Origin of the sequence: Streptomyces sp. NPDC058052, assembly GCF_042885515.1 — a bacterium.
GTDB lineage: Bacteria > Actinomycetota > Actinomycetes > Streptomycetales > Streptomycetaceae > Streptomyces.
In genome coordinates this window covers 101,672-123,766 of sequence record NZ_JBHVRX010000005.1, presented here as the reverse complement: position 1 = coordinate 123,766, position 22,095 = coordinate 101,672, and the positions used below count along the sequence as shown (strand labels likewise).

At 75.0% G+C, this 22,095-nt stretch carries 22 protein-coding genes and 1 riboswitch; of the genes, 13 read left to right on the top strand and 9 right to left on the bottom strand.

Annotation, left to right across the window (positions count from 1 at the left end):
• Nucleotides 1-129: 129 nt before the first annotated feature.
• Nucleotides 130-1,098, top strand: a complete 969-nt coding sequence (locus tag ACFVU3_RS09390; protein ID WP_390065094.1) for a S8 family peptidase — start codon at nucleotides 130-132, stop codon at nucleotides 1,096-1,098.
• 33 nt (nucleotides 1,099-1,131) lie between these two features.
• Here the strand turns inward: ACFVU3_RS09390 and ACFVU3_RS09385 are convergent, their stop codons facing one another.
• Both ACFVU3_RS09385 and ACFVU3_RS09380 read right to left on the bottom strand, forming a co-directional pair.
• Nucleotides 1,132-2,001 carry an alpha/beta fold hydrolase gene (locus ACFVU3_RS09385; RefSeq protein WP_390065093.1) on the bottom strand — a complete coding sequence of 290 codons (870 nt, stop codon included), beginning with the start codon at nucleotides 1,999-2,001 and terminating at the stop codon, nucleotides 1,132-1,134.
• Between the two features lie 91 nt (nucleotides 2,002-2,092).
• On the bottom strand, nucleotides 2,093-2,533 hold the full coding sequence (locus tag ACFVU3_RS09380; RefSeq protein ID WP_390065091.1) for a MarR family winged helix-turn-helix transcriptional regulator: 441 nt from the start codon (nucleotides 2,531-2,533) through the stop codon (nucleotides 2,093-2,095).
• Between the two features lie 92 nt (nucleotides 2,534-2,625).
• Between ACFVU3_RS09380 and ACFVU3_RS09375 the strand changes: the two genes are divergently transcribed.
• Together ACFVU3_RS09375 and ACFVU3_RS09370 are read left to right on the top strand one after the other, a co-directional pair.
• On the top strand, nucleotides 2,626-2,973 hold the full coding sequence (locus ACFVU3_RS09375; RefSeq protein ID WP_390065090.1) for a DoxX family protein: 348 nt from the start codon (nucleotides 2,626-2,628) through the stop codon (nucleotides 2,971-2,973).
• A gap of 88 nt (nucleotides 2,974-3,061) precedes the next feature.
• Nucleotides 3,062-4,750 carry an ABC-F family ATP-binding cassette domain-containing protein gene (locus tag ACFVU3_RS09370; RefSeq protein WP_390065089.1) on the top strand — a complete coding sequence of 563 codons (1,689 nt, stop codon included), beginning with the start codon at nucleotides 3,062-3,064 and terminating at the stop codon, nucleotides 4,748-4,750.
• Between the two features lie 15 nt (nucleotides 4,751-4,765).
• On the opposite strand, the gene cobN is transcribed toward ACFVU3_RS09370, so the two are convergent.
• Entirely contained in the window at nucleotides 4,766-8,380 is a 3,615-nt protein-coding gene (gene cobN, locus ACFVU3_RS09365; RefSeq protein WP_390065088.1) for a cobaltochelatase subunit CobN, read from the bottom strand.
• Nucleotides 8,381-8,458: 78 nt separating this feature from the next.
• Nucleotides 8,459-8,592, bottom strand: a riboswitch (cobalamin riboswitch).
• A gap of 79 nt (nucleotides 8,593-8,671) precedes the next feature.
• On the opposite strand from cobN, the gene ACFVU3_RS09360 reads away from it, so the two are divergent.
• The 3 genes from ACFVU3_RS09360 to ACFVU3_RS09350 are packed head-to-tail and all read left to right on the top strand — an operon-like array spanning nucleotide 8,672 to nucleotide 12,041.
• Nucleotides 8,672-9,913 (top strand): cobalamin biosynthesis protein CobG, encoded by a 1,242-nt coding sequence (locus ACFVU3_RS09360; RefSeq protein ID WP_390065086.1) that lies wholly within the window; start codon nucleotides 8,672-8,674, stop codon nucleotides 9,911-9,913.
• Entirely contained in the window at nucleotides 9,913-10,548 is a 636-nt protein-coding gene (locus ACFVU3_RS09355) for a precorrin-8X methylmutase (RefSeq protein ID WP_390065456.1), read from the top strand. The genes ACFVU3_RS09360 and ACFVU3_RS09355 overlap by 1 nt, the downstream gene beginning before the upstream one ends.
• On the top strand, nucleotides 10,545-12,041 hold the full coding sequence (locus ACFVU3_RS09350; RefSeq protein ID WP_390065084.1) for a precorrin-2 C(20)-methyltransferase: 1,497 nt from the start codon (nucleotides 10,545-10,547) through the stop codon (nucleotides 12,039-12,041). Before ACFVU3_RS09355 ends, ACFVU3_RS09350 begins: the two co-directional genes overlap by 4 nt.
• 230 nt (nucleotides 12,042-12,271) lie before the next feature.
• On the opposite strand, the gene ACFVU3_RS09345 is transcribed toward ACFVU3_RS09350, so the two are convergent.
• Nucleotides 12,272-13,027 (bottom strand): cobalt-precorrin-6A reductase, encoded by a 756-nt coding sequence (locus tag ACFVU3_RS09345; protein ID WP_390065083.1) that lies wholly within the window; start codon nucleotides 13,025-13,027, stop codon nucleotides 12,272-12,274.
• 12 nt (nucleotides 13,028-13,039) lie between these two features.
• Between ACFVU3_RS09345 and ACFVU3_RS09340 the strand changes: the two genes are divergently transcribed.
• Nucleotides 13,040-14,158 carry a cobalt-precorrin-5B (C(1))-methyltransferase gene (locus ACFVU3_RS09340; RefSeq protein WP_390065081.1) on the top strand — a complete coding sequence of 373 codons (1,119 nt, stop codon included), beginning with the start codon at nucleotides 13,040-13,042 and terminating at the stop codon, nucleotides 14,156-14,158.
• Nucleotides 14,159-14,199: 41 nt separating this feature from the next.
• The gene (locus tag ACFVU3_RS09335) at nucleotides 14,200-14,790 is read left to right on the top strand and encodes a GNAT family N-acetyltransferase (protein WP_390065080.1); all 591 of its coding nucleotides are present in this window, start codon (nucleotides 14,200-14,202) and stop codon (nucleotides 14,788-14,790) included.
• Here ACFVU3_RS09335 and ACFVU3_RS09330 read toward each other — a convergent pair.
• Nucleotides 14,742-15,452: a hypothetical protein gene (locus tag ACFVU3_RS09330; protein ID WP_390065079.1), complete on the bottom strand. Its 711-nt coding sequence runs from the start codon at nucleotides 15,450-15,452 to the stop codon at nucleotides 14,742-14,744. The two genes, ACFVU3_RS09335 and ACFVU3_RS09330, sit on opposite strands and share 49 nt — an antisense overlap.
• A gap of 90 nt (nucleotides 15,453-15,542) precedes the next feature.
• On the opposite strand from ACFVU3_RS09330, the gene ACFVU3_RS09325 reads away from it, so the two are divergent.
• Nucleotides 15,543-15,617, top strand: a complete 75-nt coding sequence (locus tag ACFVU3_RS09325; protein WP_099895366.1) for a 50S ribosomal protein bL37 — start codon at nucleotides 15,543-15,545, stop codon at nucleotides 15,615-15,617.
• A 50-nt stretch (nucleotides 15,618-15,667) separates the two neighbouring features.
• On the opposite strand, the gene cobM is transcribed toward ACFVU3_RS09325, so the two are convergent.
• The 3 genes from cobM to ACFVU3_RS09310 all read right to left on the bottom strand — a co-directional run bounded on the left by cobM (nucleotide 15,668) and on the right by ACFVU3_RS09310 (nucleotide 17,862).
• A complete protein-coding gene (cobM, locus tag ACFVU3_RS09320; RefSeq protein ID WP_390065077.1) occupies nucleotides 15,668-16,417 on the bottom strand; it encodes a precorrin-4 C(11)-methyltransferase in 750 nt (249 codons plus the stop codon).
• The gene (cbiE, locus tag ACFVU3_RS09315; protein ID WP_390065076.1) at nucleotides 16,414-17,640 is read right to left on the bottom strand and encodes a precorrin-6y C5,15-methyltransferase (decarboxylating) subunit CbiE; all 1,227 of its coding nucleotides are present in this window, start codon (nucleotides 17,638-17,640) and stop codon (nucleotides 16,414-16,416) included. Before cbiE ends, cobM begins: the two co-directional genes overlap by 4 nt.
• Nucleotides 17,641-17,721: 81 nt before the next feature.
• Complete coding sequence (locus tag ACFVU3_RS09310; protein ID WP_189981562.1) at nucleotides 17,722-17,862, bottom strand: DUF6126 family protein; 141 nt, start codon at nucleotides 17,860-17,862, stop codon at nucleotides 17,722-17,724.
• A 177-nt stretch (nucleotides 17,863-18,039) separates the two neighbouring features.
• Between ACFVU3_RS09310 and ACFVU3_RS09305 the strand changes: the two genes are divergently transcribed.
• The 3 genes from ACFVU3_RS09305 to ACFVU3_RS09295 are packed head-to-tail and all read left to right on the top strand — an operon-like array spanning nucleotide 18,040 to nucleotide 20,247.
• Nucleotides 18,040-19,119: an LLM class flavin-dependent oxidoreductase gene (locus tag ACFVU3_RS09305; protein ID WP_390065075.1), complete on the top strand. Its 1,080-nt coding sequence runs from the start codon at nucleotides 18,040-18,042 to the stop codon at nucleotides 19,117-19,119.
• On the top strand, nucleotides 19,116-19,757 hold the full coding sequence (locus ACFVU3_RS09300; RefSeq protein WP_390065074.1) for an FMN reductase: 642 nt from the start codon (nucleotides 19,116-19,118) through the stop codon (nucleotides 19,755-19,757). The genes ACFVU3_RS09305 and ACFVU3_RS09300 overlap by 4 nt, the downstream gene beginning before the upstream one ends.
• Nucleotides 19,758-19,809: 52 nt before the next feature.
• Entirely contained in the window at nucleotides 19,810-20,247 is a 438-nt protein-coding gene (locus tag ACFVU3_RS09295) for a universal stress protein (protein WP_390065073.1), read from the top strand.
• Nucleotides 20,248-20,311: 64 nt separating this feature from the next.
• On the opposite strand, the gene ACFVU3_RS09290 is transcribed toward ACFVU3_RS09295, so the two are convergent.
• Complete coding sequence (locus ACFVU3_RS09290; protein ID WP_390065071.1) at nucleotides 20,312-21,370, bottom strand: MerR family transcriptional regulator; 1,059 nt, start codon at nucleotides 21,368-21,370, stop codon at nucleotides 20,312-20,314.
• A 157-nt stretch (nucleotides 21,371-21,527) separates the two neighbouring features.
• On the opposite strand from ACFVU3_RS09290, the gene ACFVU3_RS09285 reads away from it, so the two are divergent.
• Nucleotides 21,528-21,899 (top strand): VOC family protein, encoded by a 372-nt coding sequence (locus ACFVU3_RS09285; RefSeq protein WP_390065454.1) that lies wholly within the window; start codon nucleotides 21,528-21,530, stop codon nucleotides 21,897-21,899.
• Nucleotides 21,900-22,095: the final 196 nt, after the last annotated feature.

Genomic DNA, 22,095 nt, shown 5'->3' with positions numbered 1-22,095 from the left:
CTAGAACAATGCGGGTTATGGGCAGGGCTCCGCCCCCTCTCCGCTCCGGATGCGCACCTCCACGGCCGGTTGTTGAATTGGTCAAATAAGCGACAAGTGCTGATGTATACCGTCGAATGGGGAGCCTTCATGCGCCGTCGGTCCGCCGCCGCCCTCACCGCCCTCGCCACCCTCACCGCGGTCCTCGCCACCGGGTGCGGCAGCGACGAGGAGCCCGACCCGCTGCGGAACCAGCAGTGGGCCCTCGACGCCCTGAAGCTCCCCGGCGCCTGGGGCACGGCCGCGGGGGACGACACGGTCATCGCGGTCGTCGACACCGGCGTGGACCCCGGCCATCCGGACCTCCAGGGGCGACTCGTGGACGGCTACGACTTCGTGGACGGCGACGACGAGCCGAAGGACCTGAACGGGCACGGCACCCACGTCGCCGGCATCGCCGCCGCCCACACGGACAACGGCGTGGGGATCGCGGGCGGCGCGCGCGGCGCCAAGATCATGCCGGTACGGGTGCTGGGCGCCGACGGCAGCGGCAGCGACGCGAACATCACCAAGGGGATCGTCTGGGCCGCCCAGCACGGCGCCGACGTCATCAACCTCTCCCTCGGCGAGTCCGGTCTGATGGCGCGGCTGCTCAAGGGCGGCGTACTCAACGAGGCGATCTCCGTGGCCGACGCCAAGGGCGCGGTGGTGATCGCCGCCGCGGGCAACGACGCGACGGTGCTCCAGCCGTACGAGGTGGAGACCCCGGTCCTGGTCGTCAACGCCGCCGACCGGAACGGGCAGCCGGCCACCTTCACCAACTTCGGCGCGCGGGACGCGGTGGCGGCGCCCGGCGTGGACATCCTCTCCACCCTGCCGACCTACACGGCCAGGGAGACGCTCAAGAACACCACGGGGTACGGGAAGCTCTCCGGCACCTCGATGGCCTCGCCGTACGTCTCCGCCGTGGCCGCGCTCCTGCACCAGCAGGGCCTGAGCCCGACCGAGATCATGCGGACCATCCGGGACACGGCGGTGAACCCGTCGGACGACCTCAAGCTGGGCCTCGGCAACGTGGACGCGGCCGCCGCGGTGAAGGCGGCGGCCGCCACGAAGTGACGCGGGCCCCGGGGGAGTCCGGGGTCCCGGTGGTCAGCCCTCCAGGACCGCCCGCAGCGCCTTCGCGAACTCCTCCGGCGCCCCCCGCTGCCCGAACTCGCCGCCCAGGAAGCCTCCGTGGTGGCTGGGGAAGACGGCGAGCGGGGTGCCGAGGCGGTCGGCGAGCGCGGCGGCGGCGCGGGCGGCGAGCTCCTCCCGCGACTCCTCGCCGGCGGCGACGACGATCCGGGTGGCGGCGGCCCGGAGGGCCTCGACGTCGGGGGCGTAGGAGGTGCAGCCGCGCAGGTTCCGGCCGAGCAGCGGGTCGTCGCGGCGGCCGTCGTCCCCGGCGGGCAGGCCGTAGGTCTCCGGCGGCGGGACGGGCAGCCCGGCCCAGTCCGCCGGGATCGGGCCCGTGCGGCCGGTGAGCGCGATGAACTTCGCCATCCCGGCGCCCCAGCCGTCGCTCCGGTAGGTGGCGTGGACGTCGGCGCAGGCGGCCAGGGCCTCGGCACCGTCGGGGACGAGCCCGACGGCCGGCGGCTCGTGGGCGACGAGCGTGCGCACGAGCCCGGGACGGCGGGCCACCAGGTCCAGCGCGTTGACGGCGCCGCCGCTGCTGGCGAAGACGTCCACCGGGCCGGCGGCCAGGTCCTCGATCAGCCGGGCCAGGTCGTCGGCGTGCTCCTCCGGCCGGATCTCCAGCGGGGCGCCCTCGGCGGTCTCGCTGCGGCCGACGCCCCGGGGGTCGTAGGTGACGACGGTCCGGTCGGCGAAGTGGGAGGCGAGCGTGGTGAATCCGGTCGCGTCCATGGGGGAGCCGATGAGCAGCAGCGGACGCGGGTCCGCGCCGGTGCCGGAGCGGACGTCGTAGCGCAGGGTCGCGCCGGCGGTCTCCAGGGTGCGGGTGGTGGGCTCGGTCATCGTTCTCTCCTCCGTGGGTGGTCTCACGGGGGTGGACGGCGGCCGGGCGGAGAACTCATCGCCGCCGGGGCGGCGACTTCGGCCGTCTTCCCTACTCGCCGCACTCGTGGGCGGAGGGGTCGACGACGACCCGGTCCAGGAGGCCGCGGAGGAGGGTCTGTTCGGTCTCGGTGAGGTCGGCGAAGAGCTCCCGCTCGGCCTCGCCGACGGCCTGGTCGATGCGGTCGAGGGCGGCGGCGCCGGCGGGGGTGATCTCGACGATGTGGCGGCGCCGGTCGGCGGGGTCGCGGCGGCGCTCGGCCAGGCCCTCGGTCTCCAGCTCGTTGAGGATCGCGACCAGTTGGCTGGGATCGACCTCCATCGCGGCGGCCAGCTCGCGCTGGCTCATCGGCGCGGGGGCGAGGCGCATGAGGGTCATCGCGTTGCGGGGGTGCAGCCCGACGACACCGAGGGCGGAGCGGATGCGCGCGCTCGTCAGCTCCCCGCGGAAGGAGAGGAGGAAACCGAGCCGGTCGGTCGGGTGGGCTGCCATGCCGTCCACCGTAGCAACAACCCCATTGTGGAGCGAGATAAATCGTTGTTACTCTTCAATGGTTTCCGTCCCCGGATCGTTGGAGTTCCACCATGTTCATCGGCTATGCCGTTCTCGCCGTCCTGCTGGCCCTCGCCCTGTCCGCCTCCGCCTTCATGACCTTCACCCGCAACCCGGCGGTGGCGGGGAACATGACGAAGCTGGGGGTGCCGGACAGCTGGCTGCCCTGGCTGGGCACGGCGAAGGCGGCCGGCGCGCTCGGCCTGCTCGCCGGCCTCGCCGTCCCGGCGCTCGGCGCGGCCGCGGCCGTGGGCCTGGTCCTCTACTTCGCCGGGGCGGTCGTCACCCACCTGCGGGCGAAGGACTACGAGCTGGCGCCGGCGCTGGTCCTGACGGTCCTCCCGGCGGCCGCGCTGGTGCTGCGCATAGCCGGCTCCTGACTCTCATTTCGCGAGACGAGACGATCCGTCTTGTCAATGTGCCCTCCATGCCGTACGGTCGAGACATCGAGACGAACCGTCTCGTCACATGTCCTGGGTTCCCGACGGCAGGAGACCGCCCTTGTTCCGTGCACAACTCACCGAGGTCACCAAGCGCTACGACGACCGGTACGTCCACCACCGGACCGTCCTCGACCGTGTCTCCCTCACCGTCCGCCCCGGCGAGCGCCTCGGCGTCGTCGGTGACAACGGCTCCGGGAAGTCCACCCTGCTCCGGCTCCTCGCCGGCCTCGAGAGCGCCGACAACGGCACCGTGGCCGTCGACGCGCCCGGCGGCCTCGGCCATCTCGCCCAGACCCTCGACCTCCCCGCGACCGCGACCGTCGGCGACGCCGTCGACCACGCGCTCACGGAGCTCCGGGAGCTGGAGCGGGAGATCCGGGAGGCGGAGGGCGCCCTCACCCCCGAAGGACTCGACCGGTACGCCGGACTGCTCGCCGCCTACGAGGCGCGCGGCGGCGCCGGGGCCGACCGGCGGGTGGCGACCGTGCTGCGCCGGCTCGGCGAGACCGCGCCGCTCGACCGGGACCGCCCGCTCGGCACCCTCTCCGGCGGGCAGCGGGCCCGGCTCGCGCTGGCCGGCGTCCTCGCCGCCGGCCCGGAGCTGCTGCTGCTCGACGAGCCGACCAACGACCTCGACGACCGGGCCGTGGCCTGGCTGGAGGAGCGGCTCCGCGCCCACCGGGGCACGGTCGTCGCCGTCTCCCACGACCGCGCCTTCCTCGACCGGGTCGCCACCTCCGTCCTGGAGGTCGACGAGGACCGGCACACCCTGCGCCGCTACGGCGACGGCTACTCCGGCTACCTCGCCGGACGCGCCGCCGAGCGGGCCCGCAGGGTCCGCGAGCACGAGGAGTGGAAGGCCGAAGTGGCCCGCCACCGGGACCTCGCGGACAGCAACATCGACCGCTTCGGCGCCATCCCGCGCAAGGCCCCCGCCGCGTTCAGCGGGGCGGGTGCCTTCCGGGCCCGGTCACGGGCGCACGGGGCCATGAGCAGGATCCGCGCCGCCCGCGAGCGGCTGGCCCGGCTCGCCGAGAGCCCGGTGCCGGCGCCGCCCGAGCCGCTGGTCTTCCGGGCGGACCTGGCGGAGGCGGGCGGGGGCGCGGCCGTGGAGCTGACCGCGGCCGGGGTCGAGGGGCGGCTGGCGCCGGTCACCCTGCGCCTGGAGCCGGGCGAGCGGCTGCTCGTCACCGGGCCCAACGGCGCCGGGAAGACGACCCTCCTCAGGGTCCTGGCGGGCGAACTCGCCCCGGACACGGGCACCATGAGGGCACCGCGCCGGACCGGGCTGCTCCGCCAGGACACGGCTCCGCCCACCGACCCCCGTACGGTCGGCGAAGCCTTCGGCGAGGGCCGCGAGGACGAACTGCTCTCCCTCGGGCTCTTCGCCGCCCGGGACCTGAGGACCCCGGTACGTCTGTTGTCGGCGGGCCAGCGCCGCAAGCTGGAGCTGGCCCGGCTGGTGACCGCCCCGGCCGACCTGCTCCTCCTGGACGAGCCGACCAACCATCTGGCGCCGGCCCTCGTCGAGGAGATGGAGGCCGCGCTCGCCGGCTACCGGGGCACGCTGGTGATCGTCAGCCACGACCGCCGGCTGCGCCAGGGCTTCCTGGGCCGGCGCCTCGAACTGGCCCCGGCCCGGGCCCTCGTGACGATCCAGACGATCGGAGGGGCCCGGCCGTCGCCTTCGGATCCGGCCGGGCTCGCGGCGTGACCCGAAAGGAGCGGCCTACTCGTCGCCCTCCAGGTCGCCCTCCGTCTCCAGGAACACCTGGCGCAGGGCGGCCAGGGTCTCCGGGTCCGGCTTCTCCCACATGCCGCGCGACTCGGCCTCCAGGAGGCGCTCCGCGATGCCGTGCAGGGCCCAGGGGTTGGCCTCCTTGAGGAACGCCTGGTTCGTCTCGTCGAGGACGTACTCCTGGGTGAGCTTGTCGTACATCCAGTCGGCGACGACACCGGTGGTGGCGTCGTAGCCGAAGAGGTAGTCGACGGTCGCGGCCAGCTCGAAGGCGCCCTTGTAGCCGTGGCGGCGCATCGCCTCGATCCAGCGCGGGTTGACCACCCGGGCCCGGAAGACCCGGGAGGTCTCCTCCACCAGGGTCCGGGTGCGGACGGACTCCGGGCGGGTCGAGTCGCCGATGTACGCCTCGGGGGCGGTGCCCCGCAGCGCGCGGACGGTCGCCACCATGCCGCCGTGGTACTGGAAGTAGTCGTCCGAGTCGGCGATGTCGTGCTCGCGGGTGTCGGTGTTCTTCGCGGCCACCGCGATCCGCTTGTACGCGGTCTCCATCTCGGCGCGCGCCGGGCGCCCTTCGAGGCCGCGGCCGTACGCGTAGCCGCCCCACACCGTGTACACCTCGGCGAGGTCGGCGTCGGTGCGCCAGTCCCGCGAGTCGATCAGCTGGAGGATGCCGGCGCCGTAGGTGCCGGGCCGGGAGCCGAAGATGCGGGTGGTGGCGCGGCGTTCGTCGCCGTGCTCGGCGAGGTCGGCCTGGGCGTGGGCCCGGACGTGGTTGGACCCGGCGGGCTCGTCGAGGCCCGCGACCAGCCGGACGGCGTCGTCGAGGAGGCCGATGACGTGCGGGAAGGCGTCCCGGAAGAAGCCGGAGATGCGCAGGGTGACGTCGATGCGCGGGCGGCCCAGCTCCTCCAGGGGGATGGGCTCCAGGCCGTTGACGCGGCGGGACGCCTCGTCCCACAGCGGGCGGACGCCGAGCAGGGCCAGCGCCTCGGCGACGTCGTCGCCGGCGGTGCGCATGGCGCTGGTGCCCCACAGGGAGAGGCCGACGGAGGTGGGCCAGTCGCCGTTGTCGGCGCGGTACCGCTCCAGGAGGGAGTCGGCGAGCGCCTGACCGGTCTCCCAGGCGAGCCGGGACGGCACGGCCTTCGGGTCGACGGAGTAGAAGTTCCGGCCGGTCGGCAGCACGTTGACCAGGCCGCGCAGCGGGGATCCGGACGGGCCGGCCGGGACGAAGCCGCCGTTCAGGGCGTGCACGGCGTGGGTCAGCTCGTCGGTGGTGGCGGCGAGGCGGGGCACGACCTGCTCGCAGGCGAAGCGGAGCACGGCCTGGACCTCGGGGCCGTGGTCGCCGGCGACCGCGGGGATCGCGTCGGCGGCCCAGCCGGCCGCCTCCATCGCCTCGACCAGCTCGCGGGCCTTCGCCTCCGCCTCGTCGGCGCCGGTGCGGGTCGCGGCGGACTCGTCCAGGCCGAGGGCCTCGCGCAGCCCGGGCAATGCCTGTGTGCCGCCCCAGATCTGGCGGGCGCGGAGGATGGAGAGGACCAGGTTGACCCGGGCCTCGCCCTCCGGGGCGCCGCCGAGGACGTGCAGGCCGTCGCGGATCTGGGCGTCCTTGACCTCGCACAGCCAGCCGTCGACGTGCAGCAGGAAGTCGTCGAAGCCGTCGTCGTCGGGGCGCTCCGCCATGCCGAGGTCGTGGTCGAGCTTGGCGGCCTGGATCAGGGTCCAGATCTGGGCGCGGATCGCGGGCAGCTTCGCCGGGTCCATGGAGGAGATCTGCGCGTACTCGTCGAGGAGCTGCTCCAGGCGCGCGATGTCGCCGTACGAGTCGGCGCGGGCCATCGGCGGGACGAGGTGGTCGACGAGGGTGGCGTGGACGCGCCGCTTGGCCTGGGTGCCCTCGCCGGGGTCGTTGACGAGGAACGGGTAGACCAGCGGAAGGTCGCCGAGGGCCGCGTCGGGGCCGCAGGCGGCGGAGAGGCCGGCGTTCTTGCCGGGCAGCCACTCCAGGTTGCCGTGCTTGCCGAGGTGGACCATGGCGTCGGCGCCGAAGCCGCCGTCCTGCGCGCGGGCCGCGATCCAGCGGTAGGCGGCCAGGTAGTGGTGGGAGGGCGGCAGGTCGGGGTCGTGGTAGATCGCGATCGGGTTCTCGCCGAAGCCGCGCGGCGGCTGGATGAGGACGAGGAGGTTCCCGCGGCGGAGGGCCGCGAGGACGATGTCGCCCTCCGGGTTCCGGGAGCGGTCGAGGAACATCTCGCCGGGGGCCGGGCCCCAGTGCTCCTCGACCCGCTCGCGCAGTTCGGCCGGGAGCTCGGCGTACCAGCGCTTGTAGTCGGCGGCCGGGATGCGGACCGGGTTCTTCGCCAGCTGCTCCTCGGTGAGCCACTCCTGGTCGTGGCCGCCGGCCTCGATGAGGGCGTAGATCAGCTCGTCGCCGTCGCCGGAGACCAGGCCGGGGAGGTCCTCCTCCGGGCCGAAGTCGTAGCCCTCGGCGATCAGCCGGCGCAGCAGGGAGACGGCGGAGGCGGGGGTGTCGAGGCCGACCGCGTTGCCGATGCGGGAGTGCTTGGTGGGGTACGCGGAGAGGACGAGCGCCAGCTTCTTCTCGGCGTTCGGGATGTGCCGGAGGCGGGCGTGGCGGACGGCGATGCCGGCCACGCGGGCGGCGCGCTCGGCGTCGGCGACGTAGGCGGGCAGGCCGTCGGCGTCGATCTCCTTGAAGGAGAACGGGACGGTGATGAGGCGCCCGTCGAACTCGGGGACGGCGACCTGGCTGGCCGCGTCCAGCGGCGACAGGCCCTCGTCGTTCTCCTCCCAGGCGGAGCGCGAGCCGGTGAGGCAGAGCGCCTGGAGCACCGGCACGTCGAGCGCGGCGAGCGCGCCCGCGTCCCATGCCTCCTCGTCGCCGCCCGCCTGGGCGGCGGCCGGCTTGGTGCCGCCGGCGGCGAGGACGGTGGTGACGATGGCGTCGGCGCCGCGGAGGACGGCGAGCAGCTCCTCCTCGGGGGCGCGCAGGGAGGCCACGTAGAGCGGGAGGGGGCGGGCCCCGGCGTCCTCGATCGCGTCGCAGAGGGCGCCGACGAAGGCGGTGTTCCCGCTCATGTGGTGGGCGCGGTAGTAGAGCACGGCGATCGTCGGGCCGGGCACGTCCCGGGCGGCCCGGTCCAGGGGGCCCCAGGTGGGGGCGGCGGCCGGGGCCTCGAAGCCGTGGCCGGTGAGGAGGACGGTGTCGGAGAGGAAGCGGGCCAGCTGCTCCAGGTTGGCGGGGCCGCCGTGGGCGAGGTAGGCGTGCGCCTCGGTGGCGACGCCGACCGGCACGGTGGAGGCGGCCATCAGCTGGGCGTCGGGGGCCTGTTCGCCGCTGAGGACGACGACGGGCCTGCCGGTGGCGAGGACCGCGTCGAGGCCCTCCTGCCAGGAGCGGACGCCGCCGAGGAGGCGGACGACGACGAGGTCGGCGCCGTCGAGGAGGCCGGGGAGGTCGGCGAGCGGAAGCCGGGAGGGGTTGGCGAAGCGGTACGGGACCGGGCCCTCGGGCGCGGCCGCGTTGGCCGCGCGGGCGCTGAGCAGGTCGGTGTCGGAGTGCGACAGCAGCAGGAGCATGGCGAGGCTCGGGCCTTCCTCGGGGTTGTCCGCGCCCCGGGTGGTCGTTGGGTTGGGGCCTCCCCTCGCTCGAGCGAAGCCGAGAGCGTGGGGAAGGGAGTTCCTGACTCACCCGGGCCGTCGCCGGCTCGGGCTCACAGTGGCGGGACCGCGCCGGATTCTCACCGGGCTTCCTCCCCGGGGTCCTGGGACCCCATGCCGATCTGCATAGTAGATCGTGGCGTCGGCGGGCCGGAGAGGGTCGGGGAGTCGGCCGGATCACACTCGGTGGCCGCCCGGTTCCCCGTGGGTATGCTCGCCGCCATGCCGCCGACCCCGCCCAGCCCGCCCGAAGCGGGCGAACCTCGCATACGGGACCGAGGCGACGCGTGCCCGGGGGCGCTCCGGCTGCACGCAGCCGCCGACGGTCCCCTCGCCCGACTCCGCCTTCCCGCAGGGCGATTGACGAGTCGTCAGCTCGATGTGCTGGCGGCCGCCGCCGAGGACCTGGGCGACGGCAGCCTCTCCGTCACCTCGCGCGGCAACGCCGAGCTGCGCGGTCTGCGCGACGGCTGCGGCGCCCGCCTCGCCGCGCTCCTCGCCGACGCCGGACTGCTGCCCTCCCCCACCCACGAGCGGGTGCGGAACATCGTCGCCTCCCCCGCCTCCGGACTCGACGGACTCGGCCACGCCGACGTCCAGTTGTGGGCCCGCGCCCTGGACGCGGCGCTCTGCGCGGAGCCCCGCGCGGCGGCCCTCTCCGGCCGCTTCCTCTTCGTCCTCGACGACGGCCGCGGCGACGTCACCGGCCTCGGCGGCGATGTGACCTTGATCGCAGCACCGGGCGGCGCCGCGCTCCTGACGGCCGGCGCCCGGACCTTCCGGCTGCCCGCCGCCGACGCCGTCCCGGCCGCGCTCGCCTGCGCGCTCGCCTTCCTCGACGCCGCCGAGGCCGCCGGCACCGGTGCCTGGCGCCCGCGCGAGCTCCCCGCCGGGCACCTCCCGGAGTGGGCCGGTGCCCTGGCCCGCGCGGGGATCGCCGCGGAGCCCGTACCCTCCTCCTCCCCTCCGCCGGCGCTCCCGCCCGCACCCGGCCCGCTCGGCGGCCACGCCCTCCACGTCCTCGCCCCCCTCGGCCGGCTGACCGCCGCCCAGCTGCGGGCGCTCGGCGGGGGCGCGGCCGAGGTGCGGCTCACCCCGTGGCGCGGGGTGGTCGTCGTGGGGCCGTCCCCGGACCTGCTCCCCGCGCTCGCCGCCCACGGCCTGATCACCGACCCCGCCGCCCCCGGCACCGGCGTCACCGCCTGCACCGGGACCCCCGGCTGCGCCAAGTCCCTCGCCGACGTGCGGGCGGACGCGGCGCGCGCGCCCGGCGGACCGCTGCCCGTGCACTACTCCGGCTGCGAGCGCCGCTGCGGGCATCCGCACGGCCTCCGGATCGAGGTCACCGCACGGGACTCCGACACCTACCTGCTGGACGGCGCCCCCGTCCCCCGTTCCGCCCTGGCCGAGGCCGTCGCGGCGGCCCGCCAGAGACCGATGGAGAGCCGATGATGTACGAGTACGAGAAGGACGGCGCCGAGATCTACCGCCGCTCCTTCGCCACGATCCGCGCCGAGGCGGACCTCGGCGCCCTGCCCGCCGACGTCGCCACCGTCGCCGTCCGCATGATCCACGCCTGCGGCATGACCGACCTCGTCCGGGACATCGCGTACTCCCCCGCGGTCGTCTCCCGCGCCCGCGCGGCCCTCCAGGCCGGCGCCCCCATCCTCTGCGACGCGCAGATGGTCGCCTCCGGCGTCACCCGCAAGCGGCTGCCCGCCGACAACGACGTGCTGTGCGCGCTCTCCGACCCGAACGTCCCCGCCCTCGCCGCCGAGCTGGGCACCACCCGCTCCGCCGCCGCCCTCGAACTGTGGCGGGACCGCCTCGAAGGCTCCGTCGTCGCCATCGGCAACGCCCCCACCGCCCTCTTCCACCTCCTGGAGATGATCGCGAAGGGCGCGCCGAAGCCCGCCGCCGTCCTCGGCATCCCCGTCGGCTTCATCGGCGCCGCCGAGTCCAAGGACGCCCTCGCCGCCAACGGCCTCGGCCTCGACTACCTCGTGGTCCGCGGCCGGCGCGGCGGCAGCGCCATCACCGCCGCCGCCCTCAACGCCCTCGCGCACGAACCGGAGATCCAGGCATGACCACCCCCGTGACCGGCAAGCTGTACGGCGTCGGGCTCGGCCCCGGCGACCCGGAGCTGCTCACCCTGGCCGCCGTGAAGGCCATCGCCGAGGCCGACGTGATCGCCTACCACTCGGCCCGGCACGGACGCTCGATAGCGCGCTCCATCGCCGCCGGCCACCTGCGCGAGGACCACATCGAGGAGCGGCTGATGTACCCGCTCACCGTGGAGACCACCGACCACCCCGGCGGCTACCGGGGCGCCCTCGACGACTTCTACGAGGAGGCCGCGGCCCGGCTCGCCGCCCACCTCGACGCGGGCCGCACGGTCGCCGTCCTCGCCGAGGGCGACCCGCTCTTCTACGGCTCCTACCAGCACATGCACAAGCGGCTCGCCGACCGCTACGACACCACCGTCATCCCCGGCGTCACCTCCGTCAGCGCCGCCGCCGCCCGGCTCGGCGAGCCGCTGTGCGAGGCCGAGGAGGTCCTGACGATCATCCCCGGCACGCTGCCCGAGGACGAGCTGGCGGCCCGTCTCGCCGGCACCGACTCGGCGGTCGTCATGAAGCTCGGCCGCACCTTCCCGGCCGTGCGGCGCGCCCTGGAGCGGGCCGGCCGGCTGGAGGACGCCCGGTACGTGGAGCGGGCGTTCATGGCGGGCGAGCGGACGGAGCGGCTCGACGAGGTCGATCCGTCGACCGTCCCGTACTTCTCCGTCGCCGTCCTGCCCTCCCGCATCGACCGGGAGAACCCCGTCCGGGAGACGGGCGAGGTCACCGTCGTCGGCACCGGCCCGGCCGGCGCGCCCTGGCTGACGCCCGAGTCGCGCGGCGCGCTCGTCAACGCCGACGTGCTCGTCGGCTACACCACCTACCTCGACCGGGTGCCGGTGCTGCGGCCCGGCCAGATCCGGCACGGCTCCGACAACAAGGTCGAGTCCGAGCGGGCCGAGTTCGCCCTCGACCTGGCCCGGCGCGGGCACAAGGTCGCCGTCGTCTCCGGCGGCGACCCCGGCGTCTTCGCCATGGCGACGGCCGTCCTGGAGGTCGCCTGCGAGCCGGCGTACGCGGACGTCCCCGTCCGGGTCCTCCCGGGCGTGACCGCCGCCAACGCGGCCGCGGCCGCGGCCGGCGCGCCCCTCGGCCACGACTACGCGACGATCTCCCTCTCCGACCGCCTCAAGCCCTGGGAGGTCGTCGCGGCCCGGCTCCGCGCCGCCGCCGAGGCCGACCTCGTCCTCGCCCTCTACAACCCGGGGTCCCGGTCCCGCACCCACCAGGTCGCCGCCGCCCGCGACCTCCTCCTGGAGGTCCGCTCGCCCGACACCCCCGTGGTCGTCGCCCGCGACGTCGGCGGCCCGGAGCAGTCGGTGCGCGTGGTGACCCTGAAGACCCTGGAGCCGTCCGAGGTCGACATGCGGACCCTGCTGCTCGTCGGCTCCTCGCAGACGCAGGCGGTCGAGCGCGGCGACGGCCGGACGATCACGTGGACGCCGCGGCGGTACGGCTGACCAGGCTCCTCAGGAGGTCCGGCTGAAGGTCCCGAGCCCTTCCCGGTCCAGGTGCTCGACGCGGACGGTCCCCCGTCCGGGGAGAACGTGACGGCGGTCGGACCGACGGCGTTCTCCCCGCGCGCCGGGAGCCGAACGTGTTCCCGTCGTCGTGCGTGAGCCGGTACGTCGGGGGCTCCGGCCCCGGCCGGAGGACCGGGCCGCCGCCCTCCTCGGCGACGGGAACCCCGTCACCCGGCCCCCTCGTCCGGCGCGGTCCCGGCTCGGCGCCGCAGCGCCCAGGCGGCGGCCTCCTCGGGGGTCGTCGCCACCGGGACGCCGGCCGGGGCCGGGGGGCGGCGGACGACCAGCACCGGGATGCCCGCCTCGCGGGCGGCGGTGAGCTTCGGGGCGGTGGCGGCGGCACCGGAGTCCTTCGTCACGAGGACGTCGATCCGGTGACGGGCGATCAGTCCGCGCTCGCCTTCGAGGGTGAACGGGCCCCGGTCCAGGAGGACTTCGGTACGGGCCGGCATCGGCGCCTCCGGGGCGTCGACCGAGCGGACCAGGAACCACTCCGGGCGGTCCGCGAAGGCGGCGAGACCCATCCGCCCGGTGGTCAGGAACACCCTCCCGAAGCCCTCCAGGGCGAGCGCCGCCTCCTCCAGGGAGCCCACGTCACGCCAGTCGTCGCCCTCCCCCGGGACCCAGCCGGGGCGGCGCAGCGCCAGCAGGGGAACATGGGCGGTGGCGGCCGCCCGGGCCGCGTTGAAGCTGATCCGCTCGGCGAAGGGATGGGTGGCGTCGATGACCGCGTCCACGGCGTGCTCCCGCACCCACGCCGCCAGCCCGTCCGGCCCGCCGAACCCGCCGATCCGCACCTCCCCGGCGGGCAGCCTCGGGGCGGCGACCCGCCCGGCGAGGGAGCTGGTCACCCTCGTGCGGGGGTGCAGCAGCCCGGCCAGGGCGCGGGCCTCGGTCGTCCCTCCGAGAATGAGTACGTGCATAGGAGCCTCTTCGTGAGTACCGGCGGCGGGCGCGAGGCCCAACTCAAGCACACCGGTCTGCGCCCGGGCTGGACGACCGGCGCCTGTGCGACGGCCGCGACGACCGCCGCGTACACCGCCCTGCTCACCGGCGATTTCCCGGATCCGGTGACGATCACGCTGCCGAAGGGCCAGACCCCGGCGTTCGCGCTGACGGCCGAGTCGCTGGAGGGCGCCACCGCCATGGCCGCCGTGGTCAAGGACGCGGGCGACGACCCGGACGTCACCCACGGCGCGGTGATCCGCTCGACGGTACGGCTCCTGCCGCCCGGCTCCGGCGTCGTCTTCCGCGCCGGCGAGGGCGTCGGCACGGTCACCCTGCCCGGCCTGCCCCTGGAGGTCGGGGAGCCGGCGATCAACCCGGTGCCGCGCACGATGATGCGCGACCACGTGGCGGAGGTCGCCGCGGCCCACGGCGCCACCGGGGACGTCGAGATCACGATCTCCGTCGACGGCGGCGCGGAGATCGCCCGCTCCACCTGGAACCCGCGCATCGGCATCCTCGGCGGCCTGTCGGTCCTCGGCACGACCGGCATCGTCGTCCCGTACTCCTGCTCGGCCTGGATCGACTCCATCCGCCGGGGCGTGGACGTGGCCCGCGCGGGCGGCCTCACCCACGTCGCCGGGTGTACGGGCTCCACCTCCGAGCGGACGGTCGGGGAGATCTACGACCTCCCGGAGATCGCCCTCCTCGACATGGGCGACTTCGCGGGCGCGGTCCTCAAGTACGTCCGCCGCCACCCCGTGGACCGCCTGACGGTCTGCGGCGGCTTCGCGAAGCTCTCCAAGCTGGCCGCGGGCCACCTGGACCTCCACTCGGCCCGTTCCCAGGTCGACAAGGGCTTCCTCGCCGACCTGGCCCGCGCGGGCGGCGCGAGCGCGTCCCTGGCGGCGGAGATCACGGCCGCCAACACGGGCCTGGCGGCCCTCCGGCTCTGCGAGGCGGCCGGCGTCCCCCTCGGCGACCTGGTGGCGGCGCGCGCCCGCGACGAGGCCCTGGCCGTCCTCCGGGGCGCCCCGGTCGCGGTGGACGTGATCTGCGTCGACCGCGCCGGCGTGGTCGTGGGGCGGTCGGCGGTGGCGGGGCCGTAAACCGCGCGACAGCCCGGGGGAGCGCCGCCGAGAATCCGGGGATGACCGTCTTCTCGTCCAAGCCCACCCTCACCGGCGACCTGGTGGCCCTCCGGCCCGTCACCGAGGACGACGTCCCCGCCCTGCTGCCGCTGTTCGAGGACGCGGAGGTCGCCCGGCTCACCGGCAGCCACACCCACTTCGACGAGCCCGCGCTGCGCCGGTGGTACGGCTCGCGGGGCGCGACGGACGACCGGCTCGACCTCGCCGTCGTGGAGCGCGCGACGGGCCGGGTGATCGGCGAGGCCGTCCTCAACGAGTGGGACCCCGGCAACGAGAGCTGCGCCTTCCGGATCGCGTTCGTCCCGGACGCCGTCGGCCGGGGCCTCGGCACCGAGGCGACCCGGCTGATCGTCGGCCACGCCTTCGGGGCCCTCGGCCTCCACCGCGTCTGGCTGGAGGTGTACGCCTTCAACCCGCGCGCCCGCCGCGCCTACGAGAAGGCCGGCTTCCGCCCGGAGGGCGTCCTGCGGGACGCGCTGCTGTGGGAGGGCGAGCGGGTGGACGCGACGGTGATGTCGGTGCTGGCGCCGGAGTGGTCCGGTCAGGCGGCCGGCCCCTCGGGCCCGGCGCCGTCGTCCGCGGCGGGGTAGCCGATCTCCGCGATGTCCTCGGCCAGGTCGGCGAGGTCCACACCGGCGTGGAGGGTGGAGACGAGCTCCTGGGTGAGCGGGCGCAGGGCGAGGACGTGGCGGACGGCGTCGAGGTCGACGGGGGTCCCGTAGTACTCCGAGGCCCACTCCGCGTACGCCTCGGGGGTGCGGTCCAGGAGCAGGCGGAGGAGGCCGTGGGAGCCGTCGGGGTCCGGGTGGCCGTCCAGGTCGGGGAAGGCGGCGGGGCCGGTGTGCCAGGCGGTGTCCGCGGCCTCTCGCCACAGGCAGGCGGTGGTGGCGTGGACGTCGTCCTCGTCCAGGAAGGCGGGCTCCGTCAGGTACTCCCGGAAGGCGTCCGGGACGCCGTCGAGCACGCCGGGCCAGGTCTCGCCGTCGGCGAGCGGGCCGTACGGGCTCAGCGGCGACTCGTGGTCGAAGACGCGGGCGAAGGCGCCCGCCGGGGAGAGGACGATCGTGTACTCGCCGCCCTGGCCGTCCTTCATCGACGCCAGCTGCTCGGTCTCGGACCAGTGCGCGTCGAAGGAGTAGTACCGGCCTTCCCACGCGGGGCTCAGCACGGCGTCCAGCATCGCGAGGCCCCGGGAGCGGTCGCGCAGTTCCTCGATGCCCGGCAGGGCCCGGGCCACGTCGTAGACGGTCATGGCCCCATTCAAGTGGACGGCACCGACATGCGGCGCTCCGCCCCCGAACCTACGCTGGCCACGACGCAACCCCGCGAGAGAGGGAGTCCGATGGCGAAGCGCGGCAACAAGAAGCGGGCCCGCAAGAAGAAGAAGGCGAACCACGGCAAGCGGCCCAACGCCTGAGCCGTGACGACGACGGAGGCCGGGCCGGTACGGGTCCGGCCTCCGGTGCGTCAGCAGGTGTGGCGGTCGCGGGCCGGGTCGTAGAGGTGGCTGTCGCGGAACTCGGACGCGGCGAGCGTGCGGCCCACGAGGATCACGGCCGTCTTGGTGATGCCGGCGTCCTTCACCTGGCCGGCGATGTCCTCCAGGGTGCCGCGCAGGACGATCTCGTCGGGGCGGCTGGCCATGGCGACGACGGCGGCGGGGCAGTCGGCGCCGTAGTGGGGGACGAGTTCGGCGACGATCCGGTCGGCGTAGCGGGCGCCGAGGTGGAGGACGAGCAGGGCGCCGCTGCGGCCGAGGGTGGCGAGGTCCTCGCCCTCCGGCATGGGGGTGGCCTGCTGGGCGATGCGGGTCAGGATCACCGTCTGGCCGACGGTGGGGACGGTGAGTTCCCGCTTGAGCGCGGCCGCGGCGGCGGCGAAGGCGGGGACGCCGGGCACGACCTCGTACGGGATGCCGGCGGCGTCGAGGCGGCGCATCTGCTCGGCCATGGCGCTGAAGACGGACGGGTCGCCGGAGTGCAGCCGGGCCACGTCCTGGCCGGCCTCGTGCGCGGCGGCGATCTCCGCGACGATCTGGTCGAGGTCCATCCTGGCGGTGTCGACGAGCGTCGCGTCCGGCGGGCACTCGGCGAGCAGTTCGGTCGGCACGAGGGAGCCCGCGTAGAGGCAGACGCCGCACTTCGCGAGGGTCCGCGCGCCGCGCACGGTGATGAGGTCGGCCGCGCCGGGCCCCGCGCCGATGAAGTAGACGGTCATCCCTCTTCAGAACCTTTCGTTACGGACCACTGGGTCACGGGCATGGCCGTGCGCCAGCCGGTGAAGCCGCCGACGGGCACGGCGGCGGAGACGGCGAGCCGGATCAGTTCGCCGCCGTGGCGGCGGTACCGGTCGGCGAGCAGGGCCTCGGATTCGAGCGTCACGGTGTTGGCGACGAGCCGGCCGCCGGCGGGGAGCGCGTCCCAGCAGGCGTCGAGGAGACCGGGGGCGGTGAGCCCGCCGCCGATGAAGACCGCGTCGGGGGCGGGGAGGCCGGCGAGGGCGGCGGGGGCGGGTCCGGTGACGACCTTCAGCGCCGGTACGCCGAGGGCGGCGGCGTTGCGGGCGATCCGGGCGGCCCGTTCGGGGGACTTCTCGACGGCGACGGCCCGGCAGTCGCGGTGGGCCCGCATCCATTCGAGGCCGATGGAGCCGGAGCCGCCGCCGACGTCCCAGAGCAGCTCCCCGGGGGCGGGGGCGAGGGCGGCGAGGGTGGCGGCGCGGACGTACCGCTTGGTGAGCTGCCCGTCGTGCTCGTACGCCTCGTCGGGCAGGCCGGGCGTGGTGCCGAGGCGGAGGGTGCCGGGGTCGCGGACGCAGTCGAGGGCGAGGACGTGGAGGGCGTCGGTGCGCGGGTGCGGCCAGTCGGCGGCGGTGGCGTCGAGGAGCCGTTCGGCGGGGCCGCCGAGCTGTTCCAGGACCCGGATCCTGGTCCCGCCCCAGCCCGCCTCGCGGAGCAGCGCCGCGACCCGCGCGGGGGTCTCGGGGCCCTCGCCGAGGAGGAGGAGCCGGCGCCCGGGGTGGAGGGCGGCGCGGAGCGCGTCGAGCGGCCGGGCGACGAGCGAGAGCGTCTCGACGGCCTCCAGGGGCCAGCCGAGGCGGGCGCAGGCGTACGAGACGGAGGACGGGTGCGGGCGGACGTCGAGGCGGTCCGGGCCGACGGTCTCGGCGAGCGTGCGGGCGATGCCGTAGAAGGAGGGGTCGCCGCTGGCGAGGACGGCGATCGCGCGGCCCTCGTGGGCGGCGATCAGTCCGGGGACGGCGGGGCGGAGCGGGGACGGCCAGGCGATCCGTTCGCCGGGGCAGTCGGTCCCGGGGAGGAGGTCCAGCTGGCGGGGGCCGCCGAGGAGCACCTCGGCGCCGCGCAGGATCCGGCGGGAGCTCTCGGGGAGCCCGTCCCAGCCGTCCGCGCCGATTCCGACGACCGATATCGCACCGTTCACGTCGGGGACTCTACGTGAGGGCCGCAGGCCGGCGGCACGTGGCGGCGCTCACGTCCGGGCGGGGCCGCGGGGGCCGGGCCGTCACTTCTGGGCGTTCTGTCCGACGTAGAAGAGGATCCAGACGAAGCCGGCGAAGGCGTGGGTGGCGAAGACGTACACGAAGACGCGGAGCATCACGCCCCGCTCCTTCCAGCTCTCGTTGTCGTGCGTCTTCTCGGTCATGGCGTCCAGGGTACGGCGGCGGGGGGCGCGGGACACGGGGGCGGAAGGCACGGGGCGTGCGGCCGGGAGGGCGCGGGACGCCGAGGCCGGGAGGCACGGAATAGGGGGGCGGCTGGCATCGTTGGCAGGGATAGTTTAAGCTTCAACCACTACCGAGCAACGCGAGAGGTGACCACGATGCAGTTCGGGATCTTCACCGTCGGCGACGTGACGACCGACCCCACCACCGGCCGCACCCCCTCCGAGCACGAGCGCATCAAGAACACGGTCGCCATCGCGCTCAAGGCCGAGGAGGTCGGGCTCGACGTCTTCGCGACCGGCGAGCACCACAACCCGCCGTTCGTCCCGTCCTCCCCCACGACCCTCCTCGGGCACATCGCGGCCCGCACGGAGAACCTGATCCTCTCCACCTCCACGACCCTCATCACCACCAACGACCCGGTGAAGATCGCCGAGGACTACGCGACCCTCCAGCACCTCGCCGACGGCCGCGTCGACCTGATGATGGGCCGCGGCAACACCGGGCCGGTCTACCCGTGGTTCGGGCAGGACATCCGCCAGGGCATCCCGCTCGCCATCGAGAACTACGCGCTCCTCCACAAGCTGTGGAGGGAGGACGTGGTCGACTGGGAGGGCAAGTTCCGCAGCGCCCTCCAGGGCTTCACCTCCACCCCGCGCCCGCTCGACGGCGTCCCGCCGTTCGTCTGGCACGGCTCCATCCGCTCCCCGGAGATCGCCGAGCAGGCCGCGTACTACGGCGACGGCTTCTTCGCCAACCACATCTTCTGGCCCAAGCAGCACACGGAGAAGATGGTCCGCCTCTACCGGCAGCGGTACGCCCACTACGGCCACGGCACCCCCGAGCAGGCGATCGTCGGCCTCGGCGGCCAGGTCTTCATGCGGAAGAACTCGCAGGACGCGATACGGGAGTTCCGCCCGTACTTCGACAACGCGCCGGTCTACGGCCACGGCCCCTCCCTGGAGGAGTTCAGCAGCCAGACCCCGCTGACCGTCGGCTCCCCGCAGGAGGTCATCGAGCGCACCCTGTCCTTCCGCGACTACGTCGGCGACTACCAGCGCCAGCTCTTCCTCGTCGACCACGCCGGACTGCCGCTGAAGACCGTCCTGGAACAGCTCGACATCCTCGGCGAGGAGGTCGTCCCCGTCCTCCGCAAGGAGTTCGCGAACCTCCGCCCGGCGGACGTCCCCGCCACCGCCCCGCTCCACCCCGCCGTCACCGCGAAGAAGGAGGCGTGACCCCCGTGCGCACCCTGAAGCTCGTCGCCGTCTCGGCCGGCCTGAGCAGCCCCTCCTCCACCCGGCTGCTCGCCGACCGCCTCGTCCAGGCCACCCGCTACCGGCTCGCCGAGCAGGAGTACGCGGTCGACGTCGAGGTCGTCGAACTGCGCGACCTCGCCGTGGACATCGCGAAGAACCTCGTCACCGGCTTCCCGTCGGACACGCTCCAGGCGGCGATCGACAAGGTGACCGGCGCGGACGGCGTCATCGCGGTGACGCCCGTCTTCACCGCCTCCTACAGCGGCCTCTTCAAGTCCTTCTTCGACCTCGTCGACCCGGCGGCCCTCACCCGTACGCCGGTCCTCCTCGGCGCGACCGGCGGCACCGCCCGCCACAGCCTCGTCCTCGACCACGCCCTCCGCCCCCTCTTCTCCTACCTGCGCGCCCTGATCGCCCCGACCGCCGTCTACGCGGCCTCGGAGGACTGGGGCAGCGGCGGCGACGAGTACACCGAGGGCCTGCCGCACCGGATCACGCGGGCGGGCGAGGAGTTCGCGGCGCTCGTCGCGGCGGAGGCCGACCGGAAGGGCGGGTCCGTCGGCGTGGACGAGATCGTCCCCTTCGAGAAGCAGCTGGCCGACCTCCGGCTCGACTGACCGATTTGTTAGGTTGTGAGTGGTAGTTCCCGACGACGAACGGAGGTCGGCGATGGCCGGCGGCAGGATCGTGGTGGGCGTGGACGGCTCGGAACCGTCCCTGCGGGCGCTGAAGTGGGCGGCCGCCCAGGCCGCCCTCACCGGGGACACGCTCCACGCGGTGATCAGCTGGGAGTACCCGGCGTCCTGGGCGACGCTGATGCCGGGCGTACCACCGGAGTTCGACCCGGAACGGCTCGCCAAGCAGATCCTCGACCAGTCCCTCGCGGACGCCCTCACCCCCGACCAGGCGGCCGCGGCCACCCGCACGGTCGTCGGCGGCAACGCGGCGCAGGCGCTGATCGACCAGGCGGAGGGCGCGTCGCTGCTCGTGGTCGGGGACCGGGGCTACAGCGGCTTCAAGGCCGCCGTCCTGGGCTCGGTCTCCACCAACGTCACCCAGCACGCCCCCTGCCCCGTCGTCGTGGTCCGAGGCACTCCCGCCTCCTGACGCGCCGCCGCTCCGTCGTGGGCCCGCGTCCCGTCCGACGGGGCGGAACGCGGGCCCACCCGGGTCACGTGAGGGTCGTGAGGGTGAGGGCCAGGTTGTCGGGGGCTCCCTGGGCGCGGGCCAGGGCGAGCAGCGCCCGGGCCGCCTCGTCCGGAGTCCCCTCCCCGAGCTCCCGCGCCACCTCCTCCGCCGGGACGACCGCGGAGAGCCCGTCCGTGCAGAGCAGCAGCCGGTCCCCGGCCCGTACGTCGTGCACGGTGAGCGACGGCGCGGGCGCGGGCCCCTCGCCCCCGCCGTCGAGCGCCTTGAGCAGCAGTGCCCGGTCCGGCCGCCCCGCCGCCTCCTCCGGCGCCAGTTCCCCCGCGTCGACGAGCGCCTGGACCACCGTGTCGTCACGGGTGAGCCGCCGCAGCCGCCCGTCCCGCAGCAGGAGGGCCCGCGAGTCCCCGAGGTGCGCGACGGCGAGCCGGGTGCCGGCGAGCAGCGCGGCGGTGAGGGTCGTACCGGAGCCGGCGAGGCCCGCGACCGCGTCGCCGGCGGCGCGGAAGGCGTCCTCCAGGGCGTTCAGGGCGTCCCCGGCCCGTTCGGGCAGCGGCATGCGGGCGAGTTCCGCGACGGCCGCCCGCGCGGCCCGCCCGCCCTCGGGTCCGTATCCGTCGGCGACGGCGACGAGCCGCGGCGACGCGTGGACGGCGTCCTGCTGTTCGGGGCGGACCAGGCCCTGGTCGAGGAGGGTCGTGCCGGTCAGTGCGTACGCGGATGCGTCCATGGTGGTGCTGGTTCCCTTCACGCGTTCCACCAGGGAGTGCGCCAGGCCGCGCCGCGCCGCGGTCTCCGCCTCGACGGAGGCCCAGTAGGCGCGGATCGCGCGGGCCGCGGCGTCCGGGTCCCGCGCGTGCAGCGCGCACACCCGTCCGACGTCGGCGAGCGGCATGCCGATCCGCCGCAGCCAGGCGATCAGCCGGGCCTCGTCGGTCTGGGTGCCGGCGTAGTACCGGTAGCCGGTGTACGGGTCGACGTGGTCGGGCCGCAGCAGGCCGAGTTCGTCGTAGCGGCGCAGCGCCTTCGCGGAGAGCCCGGTGGCGCGGGCGAAGTCGCCGATCGTGAGAGACGTGTCCGCCACGGTCCCGCCTTTCCCTCCCTGGGCCGGGCCTCGCGCCCGGCACCGCCGATGCTGGGCCTTCCCGGCGGGGGAAGGTCAACGGGCCGGCCGGTCACGCGGAGGCGCGCTCCGCCGTGCGAAGGGCCGCGCCCCGGCGGAGGATGCCCTCATGGACACCATGGACATCAAACTCGAACTGATCGGCGTCCCGGTCACCGACGTCGACCGCGCCAAGTCCTTCTACGAGAAGGTGGGCTTCCACGCCGACCACGACGTGACCGTCAGCGAGGAGATCCGCTTCGTGCAGATGACCCCGCCCGGCTCGGCCTGTTCGATCGCGTTCGGGAAGGGGATCACGGAGATGGCCCCGGGCTCCCTCGACAACATGCAGGTCGTCGTCGACGACATCGAGCGCGCCCACGCCGAACTGACCGGCCGCGGGGTCGACGTCGGCGCGATCGACGACCAGCCGTGGGGTTCGTTCGTGTACTTCGCCGACCCGGACGGCAACCGCTGGGCGGTCCAGCAGAAGACGCCCCGGGCGTCCTAGTCCCGGCCCTCCCGCCTCCGCGCCCGGTCAGGCGTCCCGTCCGGCGTCCGGTCCGGCGGGCGTCCGGTCCGGCATCACGTCCCGTCCGGCGTCACGTCCCGTCCGGCGTCACGTCCCGTCCGGCGTCACGTCCCGTCCGGCGTCACGTCCGGCCTCGCGTGGTCCGGCGGGGCCGGTCCCGCGCGGGGGCCGGGCT